The organism is Streptomyces sp. YIM 98790 (genome assembly GCF_011421595.1).
Classification (GTDB): domain Bacteria; phylum Actinomycetota; class Actinomycetes; order Streptomycetales; family Streptomycetaceae; genus Streptomyces.
On record NZ_WTLH01000144.1, the window covers coordinates 1 to 15,635 of the forward strand.

A 15,635-nucleotide genomic window follows, 5' to 3' on the forward strand; every position below is an offset into this window, starting at 1 on the left:
GCCCGGCCGGTGCGGCGGCACCGGCCGGGCGGGCGGGGGCCGCGGCGGACTCCGCGGTGCCGGCGGTGGGCGGCAGTCCGGATCTGGTCATCTGCGGGACCGGGCGGCGGGCCGCTCAGACCATCCCGACTTCCTGGAGCATGGCCAGGGTCTCCTCCAGGGAGTCCAGGTCGGTGAGGTCGATCTCCGGAGCCTCCAGGGACTCCAGCGGCGGCAGGTCGTCGTTGGGGCTGGTGACGCCGGCGGCCAGCGGGTATTCGTTGGTCTCCTCGGCGAAGTAGGTCTGGGCCTCCTCGGAGAGGAGGAAGTCCACGGCCTTCTGGGCGGCCTCCTGCTGGCCGCCGTGTGCGGTGATCGCCACGCCGGCCACGTTGACCAGGGCACCCGGGTCACCGCCGGGCAGGAAGTGCAGCCGGGCGTTGATGTTCTCCCGGCCGACCTCGGCGGCCTTGTTGTACCAGTAGTAGTGGTTGACCAGGCCGAGGGCGATCTCGCCGTTGTCCACGGCGTCCACGATGGGGGTGTTCTTCTCGTAGACCTCGGCGCCGTTGGCCTTGAGGCCGGTGAGCCACTGCCGGGTGGCGTCGTCGCCCTCCAGCACCCGCATGGCGGTCACGAACGACTGGAAGGAGGCGTTGGCGGGGGCGTAGCCGACCCGGCCCTGCCACGTGGGGTCGGTCAGTTCGTGGACGGAGGCGGGAAGTTCGCTCTCCTCGACCTGCCGGGGGTCGTAGATGATCACGCGGGAGCGGCCGGAGAGGCCGACCCAGTCGCCGGCGAAACCGCGGAAGGCCGGCTCCACCTCGTCCAGGGTCTGTCCGGGGAGCGGCTCCAGCAGTCCGGCCTTGGACAGGGCGCCCAGGGCGCCGGCGTCCTGGGAGAGGAACAGCCCGGCCTTGGTGCGCTCGCCCTCCTCCAGTATCTGGGCCGCGAGTTCGGCGCTGTTGCCGTACCGGATGGTGACCTCGGTGCCGGTGGCCTCCTCCAGCCGCTTCAGCAGCGGGTCGACCAGGGACTCGTGGCGTCCGGAGTAGATCACCAGTCCGTCGCCGTCACCCCCGGAGGAGTCTTCGCCGCCGCAGGCCGCGGCAGCGGGCAGGAGCAGGGCCACGCCCGCGAGGGCGGCGGCCATTCGGCGGTGACGGCGCATGGTGCTGGGCCTTTCTGAAGCTGTCGCCCCGGGCGGGGCACCCGAAGCACCCTATTTGTAAGGGAAGGCTTACCTAAGCGTCAACTCGCCCGCGGCCACCATACGATCACGTTTCCGCACCATGGCCCCGGACACCGTCCGGGACACCGGCCCGGGCCGCCGGGGCCCGCGTGCTGCCGGGGCACTGTCGGTGCGGTAGGGCATCATCCGGGGTGTGAACCGACGACTGATGCTGCTGGACACCGCGTCGCTGTACTTCCGTGCCTACTTCGGCGTGCCGGAGACGGTCCGGGCGCCGGACGGCACCCCGGTCAACGCGGTCCGCGGCCTGCTGGACTTCATCGCCCGCCTGGTGCAGGACCGCCGCCCGGACGCCCTGGCCGCCTGCATGGACGAGGACTGGCGCCCGCAGTGGCGGGTGGATCTCATCCCCTCCTACAAGGCCCACCGGGTGGCCGAGGAGGTGCCCGGCGGCGCCGATGTGGAAGAAGTGCCGGACACCCTCACCCCGCAGGTTCCGGTGATCGAGCAGGTGCTGGACGCCATCGGCATCGCCCGCCTGGGCGCCCCCGGCTACGAGGCGGACGACGTGATCGGCACCCTGGCCGCCCGCGCCACGGGCCCGGTGGACATCGTCACCGGCGACCGGGATCTCTTCCAGCTGGTGGACGACGACCGCCAGGTGCGGGTGCTGTTCCCGCGCAAGGGCGTGGGCGACTGCGACCTGGTCACCGACCGGGCGCTCCGCGAGCGCTACGGCGTCACCGCGGCCCAGTACGCCGACTTCGCCGTGCTGCGCGGCGACCCGAGCGACGGCCTGCCCGGGGTGAAGGGCATCGGCGAGAAGTCCGCCGCCCAGCTGCTGGCCGAGCACGGGGACCTGGCCGCGGTGCGCAGGGCCGCCGCCGACCCGGCCTCCCGGATCACTCCGGCCCGCCGCCGGAACCTGGCCGCGGCCGCCGGATATCTCGAGGTCGCGCCCACGGTCGTCCGGGTGGCCGCGGACGTGCCGCTGCCCGACACCGACCTCCGGCTGCCCGCCGCTCCGCGCGACCCGGAGGCGCTCCGGGCCCTGGACGGGCGCTGGGGCCTGGGCGGCTCCCTGACCCGCCTGCTGGCCGCGCTCCCCCGCTGATCCCCGGCGCCGCGCCCCCGGTACGGGCGCGGGCCCGGGTACGGGCTCCGCGGCTCCGTCGGCCGGGCGGCGCCCGCGCCCGTGGGCCCGCGGGTGCCGCTCAGCCGACGGAGGAGTAGGCGACGACGCCGCGGAGTATGGCGTCCACGGCCTTGCGGGCGGTGGCGCGGACGGTGCTGTTCTCCTCCGGCGCGGCGGCGGCGATCTGGCCCAGCACGTCGACGACCTGCTTGCACCAGCGCACGAAGTCACCGGCCGGCAGCTCGCTGTCGCGCAGCACCGCGTCCAGCCCGTGCCCCTTGGCCCAGCGGTGGACGGGCCGGGCGAAGCCCAGATCCGGCTCCCGCTGCCCCACCCCGGAGGAGGCGCTGATCCGGTGCCGCTCCTCCAGGGCGTCCAGCCGGCCCCAGATCCGCACCATCTCGCTCAGCGCCTGCCGGGTCCGGCCCTCGGGCAGGTCCGGCGGCATCACGTCGTCCGACCGGGCCTCGTAGACCAGGGCGGAGGCGCAGGCGGCCAGCTCGGCCGGCCCCAGTCCTTCCCACACCCGGTGCCGCAGGCACTCACTGGCCAGCAGATCCAGCTCGCAGTAGATCCGGGCCAGTTTGCGCCCCTCCGGGGTGACCTCGTCGCCGTGCAGATAGTCCAGCTCGGTCAGCACCCCGGTGACCTTGTCGAAGGTGCGGGCGATGGTGTTGGTCCGGCCGGCGATCCGGCGCTGGAGCTGCTGGGTGTCCCGCTCCAGGCGGTGGTAGCGCTCCGCCCAGCGGGCGTGGTCCTCACGCTCGGCGCAGCCGTGGCACGGATGCGCCCGCAGGGCCTCCCGCAGCCGCGCGATCTCACGGTCGTCGGCCGCGGCGGACCGCTCCCGCCGGTGCCGCCGCGGCTCGTAGTGCCCCGCCTTGGTGCGCAGGGCCGAGGCCAGATCCCGCCGCGAGTGCGGGGAACGCGGGTTGAACGACCGGGGAATGCGCATCCGGTCCATGGGCTCCACCGGGACCGGGAAGTCGGCCGAGTTCAGCCGCTTCACCTGGCGCTGCTCGGTGAGCACCAGCGGACGCGGGCCCTCCAGCCGCTCCGCCGCGGCGGCGCCCCGCCCGTCCCGGTGCCGGTGCCGGGGGCTGCGGCCGTCCGGCAGCCCCGGGTCCAGCACCAGCGCCAGACCGGCGAACTTGCCGGTGGGGACGTGGATGATGTCTCCCGGCCGGAGCCGCTCCAGGGCGTCCGCGGCGGCGGCCCGGCGCAGCGCCACGCCCTGCCGGGCCAGCTCGGCCTCGCGGTCCTTCAGCGCGCGGCGCAGCCCGGCGTACTCCTCGAAATCCCCCAGATGGCAGGTCATGGCCTCGCGGTAGCCCTTGAGGCCCTCCTCGTTGCGCTGCACGTCCCGGGAGATGCCCACCACCGAGCGGTCGGCCTGGAACTGGGCGAAGGAGGTCTCCAGCAGCTCCCGGGAGCGGTGCCGCCCGAACTGGGAGACCAGATTGACCGCCATGTTGTACGAGGGCCGGAAGGAGGAGCGCAGCGGATAGGTGCGGGCGCCGGCCAGCCCGGCCAGCGCCACCGGGTCCATGCCGCGCTGCCAGAGCACCACGGCATGGCCCTCGACGTCGATGCCGCGCCGCCCGGCCCGACCGGTGAGCTGGGTGTACTCGCCGGGGGTGATGTCGGCGTGGGTCTCGCCGTTCCACTTGACCAGTTTCTCCAGCACCACGGAACGCGCGGGCATGTTGATGCCGAGCGCCAGGGTCTCGGTGGCGAAGACCGCCTTGACCAGTCCCTTGGCGAACAGCTCCTCGACCACCTCCTTGAAGGTGGGCAGCATGCCGGCATGGTGCGCGGCCACCCCGCGCTCCAGCCCCTCCAGCCATTCGAAGTACCCCAGCACGTGCAGGTCCTCGTCGGGGAGCACGGCGGTGCGCTCCTCCACGATCTGCCGCACCCTGGCGCGCTCGCCCGCGTCGTTCAGCCGGAGCCCGGCGACCAGGCACTGCTGGACGGCGGCCTGGCAGCCGGCCCGGCTGAAGATGAAGGTGATGGCGGGCAGCAGGCCCTCGGCGTCCAGCCGCTCGATGACCTCGACCCGGCTGGGCGTCCAGATCCGGGCCCGCTGGCGCCGCTCCCGCTCCCGGTCGGCCTCCCGGCGCGGGCCTCCCCGCCCGCCCCGGTACGCCGGGCGCGCCCACTCGCTGCGTGCCAGCCGCTCCAGGTCGGGGTTGACCTGGCGGCGGCCGTTCTTCTCCTCGAAGAGGTCGTACATCCGGCGGCCGGCCAGCACGTGCTGCCACAGCGGCACCGGCCGGTGCTCGGAGACGATGACATCGGTGTCGCCGCGCACGGTGTCCAGCCAGTCGCCGAACTCCTCGGCGTTGGACACGGTGGCGGAGAGCGAGACCAGGGTCACCGACTGCGGAAGGTGGATGATCACTTCCTCCCAGACCGCGCCGCGGAAGCGGTCGGAGAGGTAGTGCACCTCGTCCATCACCACATAGCCCAGGCCGTCCAGGGTGGCGGAGCCGGCGTAGAGCATGTTCCGCAGCACCTCGGTGGTCATCACCACCACCGGGGCGTCGGGGTTGACGGTGTTGTCGCCGGTCAGCAGGCCGACACGGGTGGAGCCGTACCGCCTGACGAGATCGCCGTACTTCTGGTTGGACAGCGCCTTGATGGGTGTGGTGTAGAAGCATTTGCGGCCCCGGGCCAGGGCCAGGTGGACGGCGAACTCGCCGACCACCGTCTTGCCCGAGCCGGTGGGGGCCGCGACCAGCACGCCCTTGCCGGCCTCCAGAGCCTGGCACGCCTCGACCTGGAAGAGGTCGAGCGGGAAGTCGTAGAGCTCGCGGAAGGCGGCCAGCTCGGTGGCCTGGTCCGCCGCTCGCCTGCGCGCCTCGGCGTAGCGCTCGGCAGGGGACAGTTCCTCGGTCATCGTGTCTTCGAGCCTACCGGTCGGGACGGACAGACGGGCGGTCGCCGGTGAAGCGGGCCCGGGCCGGTGCCCCCGGCCCGGGCTCAGGTCGTCCCGGCTCAGGTCACGTCGTCGAAGCCGCGCGGCCGGCGCTCCGCGCCGGTGTCCCCGGCCGGGCCGACCTCCTCGGGCGCGCCGAGCGCGGACGGGGTGAGGTCCAGGTCGGAGGCCTCGTCCGGGCTGAGCCCGCCGTCCGGGTCGCGGCGGCGGCGCCGGTAGTCGTTGAGCAGCGAGATGCCGGTGGCGAGGAAGTACAGCCCGGTCACCGGCACGGCCAGCGCCACCATGGACATCACATCGGTCGGGGTGACCGCCGCGGCGAAGATGCAGATGCCCAGCACCATGCCCCGCCACCAGCCGAGCATCCGCTTTCCGGTGACCACGCCGCCGAGGTTGAGCATCACCAGGATCAGCGGCAGCTCGAAGGCCACGCCGAAGGCAATGGCCATCCGCACGGTGAGGTCGAGGATGTCGGAGACGTCGACCAGGTTCCGGGCGTCGTCCGCGGTGAACTGGAGCAGCACCGGAATGGCCCGGGGCAGCAGCCAGTGGGCGAAATACACGCCGGCCAGGAACAGCGGCACTCCCACGGCGACCACCGCGCGGGTGTACTTCTTCTCGTGCTGGTGCAGACCGGGCGCGACGAATGCCCAGAACTGGTAGATCCACACCGGTGAGGCGATCACCACGCCGGCCAGCATCGACACCTTGATGTAGGTGGTGAACGGCGAGGTCAGGCCCTGCTGGACCACGGTGGCACAGCCACCGCCGGTGGCCGCGGCGGCCTCCTCCTCGGTGCACAGCGGCAGCGGCGAGGTGAGGATGTTCATGATGTCCTTGGCGAACACCATGGCGACGGCGGTGACCACGAGGATCGCAAGAACGGCGACGGCGAGCCGGTTGCGCAGCTCGCGCAGGTGCTCCGCGAGCGGCATCCGCCCCTCGGGGTCCCTCTCCCTTTTCGGCTTCCGGCCCTGTGCGGCCCTGCGGGCGGACTTCAGCACCCCTGGTCCTATCTCCTCCGCCGGCCGGTCCTTTCCCGGCCGGCCCCTGACGGCAGCGGTGGTTCGGCGGTGGCGCCGGGATCAGCCCTGGGTGGTGTTCCTGGGCTCCTCCACCGGCCGGCTGGAGACGTCGCCGGGGGCGGCCTTGATGGTGCGCTGCGCGGACGGGGTGTCCTCCGTCTCCGGGGACGCGGACGCCTGCCCGTCACTCTTCATGGCACTGGTCTCGCTCTTGAGAATGCGCAGGGACTTGCCCAGCGCGCGCGCCGTGTCCGGAAGCCGCTTCGCACCGAAAATGAGAACGATGACGGCAAGGATGATGACGATCTGCCACGGTCCGATCTGGCCCATAATTCCGTCTACCTTCTCACTCCGGGATTGGCTCCGGGACGGTTTCGCTCTTTCCGCGGTCCCGGGCGGGGATGCTCCCGCCGGTCCGCACGCGCTGCAATCTTAACGCTGAAGGGTGAACACAAAGCAATGCCCAGGCGTACCGTCCAGGCGCGGAAAACGCCTCAGCCCCGGCCGTCCCGGCGCCGTTCCCGCAGCCGGCCGCCGCTCCCGGCGAGCGGCAGCGCGGCCCGCTCCAGGTCCTCGGCGGCCAGGGCGATCCGCTCGGCGCCGTCCCCCACCGCCTTCGCCAGGCGGCGCACCTCCAGCGCCACCCGTACCGCCAGCACCCCCAGCACGGCGACTCCGGCGAAGGCGAGGAAGAGATGGAGCATCGGCCAGAACATGGTGCGCAGCCTAGCCGAGCGCGGCGGGCGCTCCGGTCAGACCGGCCCCAGCTCCTCGTAGGCGGCCAGGGCGGCGCGGGCCGCGTCCCGGGCGGAGACCGCCAGCTCGGCCGGCTCCACCACCCGGCCGTCCGGCCCCAGCCGCAGCACCAGCCGGCGCAGCGTGTGCGGGTCCGGGGTGCGCAGGGTCACCCGCAGGCCGCCGTCCGGCAGCTCCTCGGCCGCGTCATAGGGGTAGTACTCGGTGATCCAGCGACCGCCCAGGCCGACCTCGATCACCACCTCCGGGTCGTCCGGCGAGGGCTGGACCAGGCCGGCGCTGAGGTCGCGCGGCTCCAGCGGCGGCGGATCGGCCGGGGTGTCCAGCAGCTCGAGGTGCGCGACCCGGTCCAGCCGGAATATCCGGCGGCCCTCGGACCGGCGGCACCAGGCCTCCACATAGGTGTGGCCCACGGCGAACAGCCGGATCGGGTCGATCTCGCGCTCGGAGAGCTCGTCCCGCCCGGGTGAGTAATAGCGGATGCGCAGCCGCCGCCGCTCGGCGATGGCGCGGTCCACATCGGCGAACACGCTGCCCTCGGACTCGAAGGTCACCGAGAGCCGGGCGCCCGCCACGGCGCTCTCCCCGGCCGCCGCCTCCAGCTTGGCGGTGGCCCGCAGCAGCGCCTCCCGGTCGCTCTCCCGCAGCCCGGGCAGGGTGGCCACGGCACGCGCCGCGACCAGCAGGGCCGTCGCCTCGTCGGCGGCCAGCCGCAGCGGCTCGCCGGCCGAGGAGTTCACCGCGGCGGCGTTGTACCACCAGATGTGCTCGCCGTCGGTGTCGATGTCCAGCAGGTCGCCGCCGCGGAAGCTGGTGCCGCACAGCGGCAGCACCTGCAGGTCGGAGATCAGCTCCTCCTCGGTGATGCCGAAGGCGCGGGCCACGTCGTCCACCCGGGCACCGGGCCGGTCCCGCAGATAGGTGACCAGGGACAGCAGCCGCCTGGTGCGGTCGATGGCGTTGGTCGCCATAACGGTGATGCTCCCCCTCAGCCCTTGGCCACGGCGCGCAGCCGCTCCACCACGTCGGCCCGCAGCTCGGCGGGCTCCAGCACCAGTACGTCCGGCCCGAACTCGGCCAGCCAGGAGCCCAGCCCGTGCCCGTAGGGAATCTCCAGCTCGTCCCACTCGGCGTTCAGCGGACGGCAGGACAGGGCCCGGGCGCGCAGCGGGTAGCCGGAGCCGCAGCGCAGCCGGATCCGGGCCCGGTCGGTGGCGTTCTCCCCGGCCCAGGCGGCGACCGCCTCGCGCACCGCCACCTGGCTGGGCACCGGCACGGTGAAGGCGCCGGAGCGGGAGCGCACCTTGCCGTCGATCCGGGAGAGCCGGAAGACCCGCTTGTCGCCGCGGTCCCGGTCCCAGCCGGCCAGATACCAGTGGCCGCGCCAGCACTCCAGGGCCCAGGGCTCCACCTGCCTGATCTCGGTGCGCACGGCATTGGACTTGCGGTAGCCGAAGGTGACCGGACGCCGGTCCCGGCAGGCCAGCATCAGCGGTTCGAAGGCCGCCTCGCCGGCCGGTACCCGCGGCTCCAGGGCGTTGGACCGCTCCTGGCCGTCATCGGCCAGCGGCATGCCGGCCGCGCGCAGCTTCTGCAGGGCACCGCTGGCCGCCCCGGCCAGCCTCGCCTGCTGCCAGACCTTGGCGGCCAGGCTGAGCGCGGCGGACTCGGCCACGTCCAGGGTGATGGGCGGGAGCCGGTTGGAGTCCCGGCGGGCCATGTAGCCGACCTCGCCGTCCAGCGACTCGACGGTGTCGATCACCATGCCCAGCTCACGCAGATCGTCCTTGTCGCGCTCGAACATGCGGTTGAACGCGTCCTCGCTGCCGGCCTCGATGTACGCCTCGATGGAGGACCGCAGCTCCCGCTTGGTCAGCGGGCGTGCCGTCCCGCGCAGGCACAGCGCCAGATTCATCAGCCGCTCGGCCTTGGCAATGGCCATCGACCCGCCGCCCTCCTCCTGCCGGATTCCGACACTGACCGTACCGCCATCGGGACGGCGGGCAAAAGCGCGGGCCCGCCCCCTGTGGACGGGCCCGCGCCGGGCCGGCGGCCGGGGCTGCCGGCCGGGTGACCCACCGGTCAGACGGCGACCAGGTCGCAGACGAAGATCAGGGTCTCGTCCGGCCCGATCACATTGCCCGCGCCGCGGCTGCCGTAGGCCAGGTGCGGCGGGATGGTCAGCTGACGGCGCCCGCCGACCTTCATGCCCTGGATGCCCTGGTCCCAGCCGGGGATGACGCGTCCGGCACCGAGCTGGAAGCGCAGCGGCGCGCCGCGGTTCCAGCTCGCGTCGAACTCCTCGCCGGTGCTGAACGCCACGCCGACGTAGTGCACCGCCACGTTGGCACCCGCCTGGGCGACCGGGCCGTCGCCCTCCCAGATGTCCTTGATCTCCAGCTCGGCCGGCGGCTCTCCTCCGGGGAAGTCGACCTCGGGCTTGCTGTTCTGCACTGCTTCTCTCCTCGCTGTGGTGGCTGTGGAGCCTGTGGTGCTGTAGTGCTGCTGAGATGCCCGGCTCAGATGCCCGGCTGGGGTGCCCGGCTGGGGTGCCCGGCTGTGCGGACGGGACCGCCCCGTCAGACGGCGTCGAGGATGTCGACGACGAAGACCAGGGTCTGGTCGGCGAGCTCGTGCGCCGGCTCGGCGCCCTCCTCGGTGACGCCGTAGGCCTTGTCCGGCGGGATGACCAGCAGCACCCGGTCGCCGACGTGCTTGCCGACCAGGGTCTCGTCCCAGCCCGCGATCACTCCGCCGGCGCCGATCGGGAACTTGCTGGCGCCGCCGTGGTCCCAGGAGGAGTCGAACTTCTCGCCGTCGCTCCACTTGACGCCGGTGTACTGGACGATCAGCTGCTGGTTGGCCTTGACCTCGGCACCCTCGCCCGCGATCAGCACCTGCTCCTCGATCCCGGCGGGCGGCTCCTCGCCCTCCGGGATGGTGATGGTGGCCGCCTCCGGCTTGTCGGCCTGCACCTCGGGCATGCCCGGCCCGGCCGCCGCCTGCTCGCCCTCGACCATGCCCTGCGGGTCGATCACGGTGACGATGTCGTAGACGAAGACGACGCTGTCGCCCGGCTCGAAGCCCACGTTCTCGGCGACCGCGCCGATCAGTTCGGCGGCGTCGCCCTGGATGACCACCCGGCTGCCCTCGGTCTTGCCGACCAGCGGGTCGAGCACAGCCAGCGGCAGCAGGTCCTCCTTGCCCATCTGGAGCGCGGCGTAGACCGGTTCGGCGCTCTCCGGGTCCGCGGTCTCACCCTCCGCGGTGCGCGGCTGCCAGGTGTTGACGAGGTCCTCCTCGTCCTCCTTCAGGCCCCGGGCGAGCAGGCTGACCCGCAGGTAGTCGCTCTCCCCCACGACCGGGCCGTCGCCCTCCTCCAGCACCGTGACCACGGTCTCGCTGCTGGTCTCGGCGCCGTCCGGGACCTCGATGGCGGGCTCCTCGCCCACTGCTCCGGTGACCGTGGCCAGCGGCCAGGGCTTGTTCTCGCTCTCCTTGGCCTCCTGGCTCTCCTCGGCATCCGCCGAGCCTTCGGATTCCGAGCCGCACGCGGCGGTCAGGAGCAGTACCGGAACGGCGAGCGCCGCGGCCAGGCGGCGGGCCGTCCTCGTCGGACGGGTCGGGCGCTTGATGGGAATCATCGGTCCAATTTCGCGGTAGGGAGGGTCGGGGCGGGACTCCCGCTGGTCCCGCCCAACCCTACGGCCTCACCGCCCGGACCGGGACGGCCGACCGGCAGGCGCACCGCCCGGGCTCCCGCGTCCGGCATCCGGCGTCCCGGCTCACATGCCGGCGATCAGCTTCTCCACCCGCTCGTCCACCGAGCGGAACGGGTCCTTGCAGAGCACCGTCCGCTGCGCCTGGTCGTTGAGCTTCAGGTGCACCCAGTCGACCGTGAAGTCCCGGCGCTGCTCCTGGGCGCGGCGGATGAAGTCGCCGCGCAGCCGGGCCCGGGTGGTCTGCGGGGGCACCGACTTGGCCTCGAAGATCTTCAGGTCGTTGCACACCCGCAGGGCCTGGCCGCGCCGCTCCAGCAGGTAGTACAGGCCGCGGCGGCGGTGGATGTCGTGGTACGCGAGGTCTATCTGGGCGACCCGCGGGTGCGACATGGTGAGGTTGTTCCTGGCCCGGTACCGCTCGATGAGCTGGTACTTCATCACCCAGTCGATCTCGGTGTTGATCTTGTCGAGCTCCTGGTTGCGGATGGCGTCCAGGGTGCGGCCCCACAGTTCCAGCACCCGGGCGATGGTGCCGCTGTTGATGCCGCGGCGCTCGCAGAAGTCCAGCGCCTTCTCGTAGTACTCCTGCTGGAGCTCCAGGGCGGAGGCCTCGCGGCCGGTGGCCAGCCGCACCTTGCGCTGTCCCGTTATGTCGTGGCTGACCTCGCGGATGGCCCGGATCGGATTCTCCAGGGTGAGGTCGCGCATCACCGTGCCCGCCTCGATCATCCGCAGCACCAGATCGGTGGCGCCGACCTTGAGCAGCATGGTGGCCTCGGACATGTTGGAGTCGCCGACGATCACGTGCAGCCGGCGGTAGCGCTCGGCGTCCGCGTGCGGCTCGTCCCGGGTGTTGATGATGGGACGGGACCGGGTGGTGGCCGAGGAGACGCCCTCCCAGATGTGCTCGGCGCGCTGGCTGACGCAGAAGACCGCGCCGCGCGGGGTCTGCAGCACCTTGCCGGCCCCGCAGATGAGCTGCCGGGTGACCAGGAACGGGATCAGCACGTCGGCCAGCCGGGAGAACTCTCCGTGCCGGGCCACCAGGTAGTTCTCGTGGCAGCCGTAGGAGTTCCCGGCCGAGTCGGTGTTGTTCTTGAACAGGTAGACGTCGCCGGCGATGCCCTCCTCGTGGAGGCGGCGCTCGGCATCGACCAGCAGGCCCTCCAGGATGCGTTCGCCGGCCTTGTCGTGGGTGATCAGCTCGATGACGTTGTCGCACTCGGGCGTGGCGTACTCCGGATGCGAACCGACATCCAGGTACAGCCGGGCCCCGTTCCGCAGGAACACATTGCTGCTGCGGCCCCATGACACGACGCGGCGGAAGAGGTACCGCGCGACCTCGTCCGGGGACAGCCGACGCTGCCCCCGGAAGGTACAGGTGACGCCGTACTCGTTTTCCAGCCCGAAGATTCGGCGGTCCATGCAGTGAACATTACGCCCGACGGTCTCTTCTGAAACCGGCTTTCCTCCGGCGTTGCGATCATTTTCCCGGCGGCGGCGGTTCCGGCGGGCCCGCGACCGGCAGCGATACCGGGGCCGAGGCCGCCACCGCAAGGGACACGCCGGGCGGCACTGCCAGCGGCCGGCGGGCCACGGCGAGCACCCCGGCGGCCACCGCACCGGCGGCGCCGGCCACCGCGAACCCGCCGGGCGGGCCGGCCGCCTCCAGCACCGGGCCGACCACCCCGGTGCCCGCGGCCGAGCCCACGCCGAAGGTGGTGACCAGCCAGGAGAACGCCTCGGTGACGGTTCCGCGCGGCGCGTGCCGGTCGATCACCACGAAGGCGCAGGCCAGCGCCGGGGCCAGGAAGACGCCGGAGAGCCCGGCCAGCAGGGTCATCAGCACCACCTGCTCCGGCGCCAGGGCGAGCGGCAGATAGCCGGCGGCCAGGGCGGCGACCAGCAGCCGCAGCCGGGGCTCCGGGGCGCCGGGCCACTGCCGGGCTCCGTAGCCGAGGCCGCCGAGCAGTGCGCCGGCCGCCAGGGCGGACAGCAGCCAGCTGGAGATCAGCTCGTCGCCCCGGTCTTCGGCGTAGGCCACCGCGGCCACCGAGATGACACCGAGTGCCACCCCGACGAAGAAGAAGCAGCCGAGCAGCACCAGCAGGCCGGCCGAGCGCAGCGCGCCCAGCCAGTGCGCGGTCCGGGGTGCGCTGCGCCAGCGGCGGGAGGGACGGGAGGCCACCACCCACAGCGCGCCGAGCACCCCCACGGCGTTCACCACCAGCAGTGCCGCGGCCTCGGACCACCGGGAGACCAGCAGCATGAGCAGCAGCGGGCCGGCCGCGAACATCACCTCCTGGGCCACGGCGTCCAGCGCATAGGCCCGCTGGACCTGGTCCGGGCGGCTGAGCACGCTGGGCCACAGGGCCCGCAGGCCGCCCTCCAGGGGCGGGGTGGTCAGCCCGCCCAGGAGGATAGCGGCGGCGGCCGGGGCGGCCGGCTCGGTGCCGTACAGCGCCAGCAGGCCCATGGAGACGGCGGAGGCCAGGGCGGCGGGCAGCATCACCCGGGGCTGGCCGTACAGGTCCACCAGCCGGCCGAGCAGCGGCTGGCCGACGGCGGTGGCCAGGCCGTAGAGCGAGGCCAGCACCCCGGCCAGGGCGTAGGAGCCGCCCTCGGCCCGGGTGAACAGCACGATGGCCAGCGCGGCCGTGGCATAGGGCAGCCGCCCGATCAGCGTGCCCGCCAGCAGCCGCGCCGCATGGCGCGCCCGCAGCAGCTCCAGATACCCCACGCCCGCGCCGCCCTCCGCCAAGTGTTACGTATAACGCCATGACTCTACCCGGCTCCTCGGCCGGCGGGAATCGGGAATGCGGGCCGGAGCGCGCGAGAGCGGGAGGGGCGGGGGACCGCGCGTCAGCGCAGGATGCCGGCGCGGCGGGCCGCGGCGAGCCAGTCGGGGAACTCCAGCATCAGGCGCTTGTACAGCTCGTCGTCGGAGAGCGCCGCCGGGTCGGTGCCGGCCGGGAAGAACCCGGCGTTGTCCACCACCCGCCGGCCCGGGACCGGCAGCTCGTCGAGCCTGCGCAGGAAGTCGAACTGCTTGTCGTCCGGATCGCCGAAACCGATGAACTGCCAGAACAGCGGGAGCCCGGAGGCCTCGCACAGCAGGTCCTCGGCCGCCCGGCGGGAGGTCGGGCCGCCGTCGGTCTGGAACAGCACGAAGGCGGGCGCGGAGGTCCCGGCGGCCCGGTAGTGGTCGATGACCGCCCGCATGGCCAGGTGGTAGTTGGTCCGGCCCATGTGGCCGTAGGACGCGTGCAGCGCGGCGATGCGGCCGGCGTAGTCGTCCAGCGGCAGATCGGCGATGCCGTCCACGCCGGTGGAGAAGAACACCAGCGGCACCACTCCGTCGTCGTCCAGGTTCGCGGCCAGGGCGAGCGCCTGCTCGGCCAGGCGCTGCACGGCGCCGTTCCGGTAGTACGGCCGCATCGAGCCGGAGCGGTCCAGCACCAGGTACACCGCGGCCCGCCGGCCGGACAGGCCGGTCTTCTCCAGCGACACCCGGGCCGCGGTGTACTGCGCCACCAGCCCGGCCGCCACCTCCCGCNCCCGGGCCGCGGTGTACTGCGCCACCAGCCCGGCCGCCACCTCCCGCACCTTCTCCAGGCTGATCGCCGGGCCGCCGCCCCCGTGCGCGCCGTGCGTGCCGTACGTGGCGCCGGTGCCGTCCGTGCGCTTCCGGTGGTCCGTCATCGTGCCGCTCCCGCCCCTCCGCCGTGCCTCCTGGCGCCGCAAGTCTTCCGCCGCTCCGGCCACGGCGGCAATTCCCGGTGCCGGGGCCACCGGTCTCCGCACCCGCCGGCGCCGGGACGGGGGAGGATGGGGTGGCCGGAGTGCGGGAGGTGACGTGTCGGAGGAGACGGTGCGGCCGACGAGCAAGGACGTGGCGCGGCGGGCCGGGGTCTCACAGGCCACGGTGTCGCTGGTGCTGCGCGACCGCTGGCGCGGGCGGGTCTCCCCCGCGCGCGCCGAGGCGGTGCGGGACGCCGCGCGCGAGCTGGGCTACCGGCCCAATCTGGCCGCGCGCAGCCTCCGGCTGGGCCGGACCAGGACGGCGCTGCTGGTCGTCCCGGCGCTGACCAACGAGTTCTTCGCCCGGGTCTACACCGGTGCGGCCCGGGTGGCGGCGCAGCACGACACCGGGGTGGTGCTCTACCCCTCGCCGGAGGGGATCGGCCCGGCGCCGGACCCGTTCGAATCGGCCAGCGCCACGCTGGACGGGGTGATCGCCTCCTCGATGGCCGCCGGTGCCCTGGCCGGACTGCGGGCCGGCGGGCTGCCGCTGGTGATGCTGGACAGCGAGCCGGGGGACGCGCAGGCCGCGGCCACCGTCAATCCGGACATCGCGGACGGCATGCGGCAGGTGACGGGCCATCTGCTCGGGCTGGGCCACCGCCGCTTCGCCCACCTGGGCGCGGCGGTGGCCTCCTGGACGTTCGCGGTCCGGGCACGGGTGCTGTCGGACGCCCTGGCCGCGGAGCCCGGTGCCCGGCTGGTGGCGGCCGGGCGGGCGGCGCTGACCGTGGCGGACGCGACCCGGGCCGCCGGGCGGCTGCTGGCCGTGGCGGACCGCCCCACCGCCGTGGTCTGCGACGACGACGTGCTGGCCGCCGGGGTGTGCAAGGCCGCCCGGCGGGCGGGCCTGCGCGTCCCGGAGGATGTCTCGGTCACCGGCTTCACCGACCTGGCGCTGGCCACGGCCGTCGAGCCGGAGCTGACCACGGTGCGGCTGCCCGCGGAGGAGGCCGGCGCGCACGGCCTGCGGGCCCTGCTGGCCGCCCTGCACGGCCGCCCGGCCGGCACCGTGACGCTGCCGGTGGAGCTGGTGCCCCGTGGCTCCACCGGGCCGCCGCCGTCCCGCGGGCCCCGCCGGCAC

The 15,635-nt window shown here is 73.5% G+C and carries 14 protein-coding genes; 2 read left to right on the top strand and 12 right to left on the bottom strand.

Features of this window, described 5'->3' with window-relative positions:
* Nucleotides 1-115: 115 nt before the first annotated feature.
* Entirely contained in the window at nt 116-1,132 is a 1,017-nt protein-coding gene (locus GQS09_RS20800) for an iron ABC transporter substrate-binding protein (protein WP_243761615.1), read from the bottom strand.
* Nucleotides 1,133-1,379: 247 nt separating this feature from the next.
* Here GQS09_RS20800 and GQS09_RS20805 point away from each other — a divergent pair, with 247 nt between their 5' ends.
* Nucleotides 1,380-2,285: a 5'-3' exonuclease gene (locus tag GQS09_RS20805; protein ID WP_165988563.1), complete on the top strand. Its 906-nt coding sequence runs from the start codon at nt 1,380-1,382 to the stop codon at nt 2,283-2,285.
* Between the two features lie 100 nt (nt 2,286-2,385).
* On the opposite strand, the gene GQS09_RS20810 is transcribed toward GQS09_RS20805, so the two are convergent.
* The 11 genes from GQS09_RS20810 to GQS09_RS20860 form a co-directional block, all read right to left on the bottom strand.
* Nucleotides 2,386-5,208: an RNA helicase gene (locus tag GQS09_RS20810; RefSeq protein WP_165988543.1), complete on the bottom strand. Its 2,823-nt coding sequence runs from the start codon at nt 5,206-5,208 to the stop codon at nt 2,386-2,388.
* Between the two features lie 98 nt (nt 5,209-5,306).
* Nucleotides 5,307-6,182, bottom strand: coding sequence for a twin-arginine translocase subunit TatC (tatC, locus tag GQS09_RS20815; RefSeq protein WP_165988545.1), 876 nt, complete (start codon nt 6,180-6,182; stop codon nt 5,307-5,309).
* Between the two features lie 150 nt (nt 6,183-6,332).
* Nucleotides 6,333-6,602 (bottom strand): Sec-independent protein translocase subunit TatA, encoded by a 270-nt coding sequence (gene tatA / locus GQS09_RS20820; RefSeq protein ID WP_165988547.1) that lies wholly within the window; start codon nt 6,600-6,602, stop codon nt 6,333-6,335.
* Between the two features lie 164 nt (nt 6,603-6,766).
* Nucleotides 6,767-6,988: a hypothetical protein gene (locus GQS09_RS20825; RefSeq protein ID WP_165988549.1), complete on the bottom strand. Its 222-nt coding sequence runs from the start codon at nt 6,986-6,988 to the stop codon at nt 6,767-6,769.
* Nucleotides 6,989-7,024: 36 nt separating this feature from the next.
* Entirely contained in the window at nt 7,025-7,999 is a 975-nt protein-coding gene (locus tag GQS09_RS20830) for a YafY family protein (protein ID WP_165988551.1), read from the bottom strand.
* A gap of 17 nt (nt 8,000-8,016) precedes the next feature.
* Nucleotides 8,017-8,970, bottom strand: a complete 954-nt coding sequence (locus tag GQS09_RS20835) for a YafY family protein (RefSeq protein WP_165988552.1) — start codon at nt 8,968-8,970, stop codon at nt 8,017-8,019.
* Nucleotides 8,971-9,110: 140 nt separating this feature from the next.
* On the bottom strand, nt 9,111-9,482 hold the full coding sequence (locus tag GQS09_RS20840; protein WP_165988554.1) for an FKBP-type peptidyl-prolyl cis-trans isomerase: 372 nt from the start codon (nt 9,480-9,482) through the stop codon (nt 9,111-9,113).
* Between the two features lie 125 nt (nt 9,483-9,607).
* On the bottom strand, nt 9,608-10,672 hold the full coding sequence (locus GQS09_RS20845) for an FKBP-type peptidyl-prolyl cis-trans isomerase (RefSeq protein WP_165988556.1): 1,065 nt from the start codon (nt 10,670-10,672) through the stop codon (nt 9,608-9,610).
* 141 nt (nt 10,673-10,813) lie between these two features.
* Nucleotides 10,814-12,175, bottom strand: coding sequence for a Pup--protein ligase (gene pafA / locus GQS09_RS20850; protein WP_165988557.1), 1,362 nt, complete (start codon nt 12,173-12,175; stop codon nt 10,814-10,816).
* A gap of 58 nt (nt 12,176-12,233) precedes the next feature.
* Nucleotides 12,234-13,511 (bottom strand): MFS transporter, encoded by a 1,278-nt coding sequence (locus GQS09_RS20855; RefSeq protein WP_165988559.1) that lies wholly within the window; start codon nt 13,509-13,511, stop codon nt 12,234-12,236.
* Nucleotides 13,512-13,612: 101 nt separating this feature from the next.
* Nucleotides 13,613-14,452, bottom strand: a complete 840-nt coding sequence (locus GQS09_RS20860; protein WP_165988561.1) for a VWA domain-containing protein — start codon at nt 14,450-14,452, stop codon at nt 13,613-13,615.
* Nucleotides 14,453-14,606: 154 nt separating this feature from the next.
* Here GQS09_RS20860 and GQS09_RS20865 point away from each other — a divergent pair.
* On the top strand, nt 14,607-15,635 hold a 1,029-nt coding region (locus GQS09_RS20865; RefSeq protein ID WP_313896246.1), incomplete at its 3' end, for a LacI family DNA-binding transcriptional regulator.

What these genes read in the sequence shown, in the direction of transcription:
- GQS09_RS20805 (WP_165988563.1), top strand. Translation starts at nt 1,380, where the DNA reads ATGCTGCTGGACACCGCGTCGCTGTACTTCCGTGCCTACTTCGGCGTG.
- GQS09_RS20835 (WP_165988552.1), bottom strand. Translation starts at nt 8,970, where the DNA reads ATGGCCATTGCCAAGGCCGAGCGGCTGATGAATCTGGCGCTGTGCCTG.
- GQS09_RS20830 (WP_165988551.1), bottom strand. Translation starts at nt 7,999, where the DNA reads ATGGCGACCAACGCCATCGACCGCACCAGGCGGCTGCTGTCCCTGGTC.
- GQS09_RS20800 (WP_243761615.1), bottom strand. Translation starts at nt 1,132, where the DNA reads ATGGCCGCCGCCCTCGCGGGCGTGGCCCTGCTCCTGCCCGCTGCCGCG.
- tatC (WP_165988545.1), bottom strand. Translation starts at nt 6,182, where the DNA reads ATGCCGCTCGCGGAGCACCTGCGCGAGCTGCGCAACCGGCTCGCCGTC.
- GQS09_RS20845 (WP_165988556.1), bottom strand. Translation starts at nt 10,672, where the DNA reads ATGATTCCCATCAAGCGCCCGACCCGTCCGACGAGGACGGCCCGCCGC.
- pafA (WP_165988557.1), bottom strand. Translation starts at nt 12,175, where the DNA reads ATGGACCGCCGAATCTTCGGGCTGGAAAACGAGTACGGCGTCACCTGT.
- tatA (WP_165988547.1), bottom strand. Translation starts at nt 6,602, where the DNA reads ATGGGCCAGATCGGACCGTGGCAGATCGTCATCATCCTTGCCGTCATC.
- GQS09_RS20810 (WP_165988543.1), bottom strand. Translation starts at nt 5,208, where the DNA reads ATGACCGAGGAACTGTCCCCTGCCGAGCGCTACGCCGAGGCGCGCAGG.
- GQS09_RS20825 (WP_165988549.1), bottom strand. Translation starts at nt 6,988, where the DNA reads ATGTTCTGGCCGATGCTCCATCTCTTCCTCGCCTTCGCCGGAGTCGCC.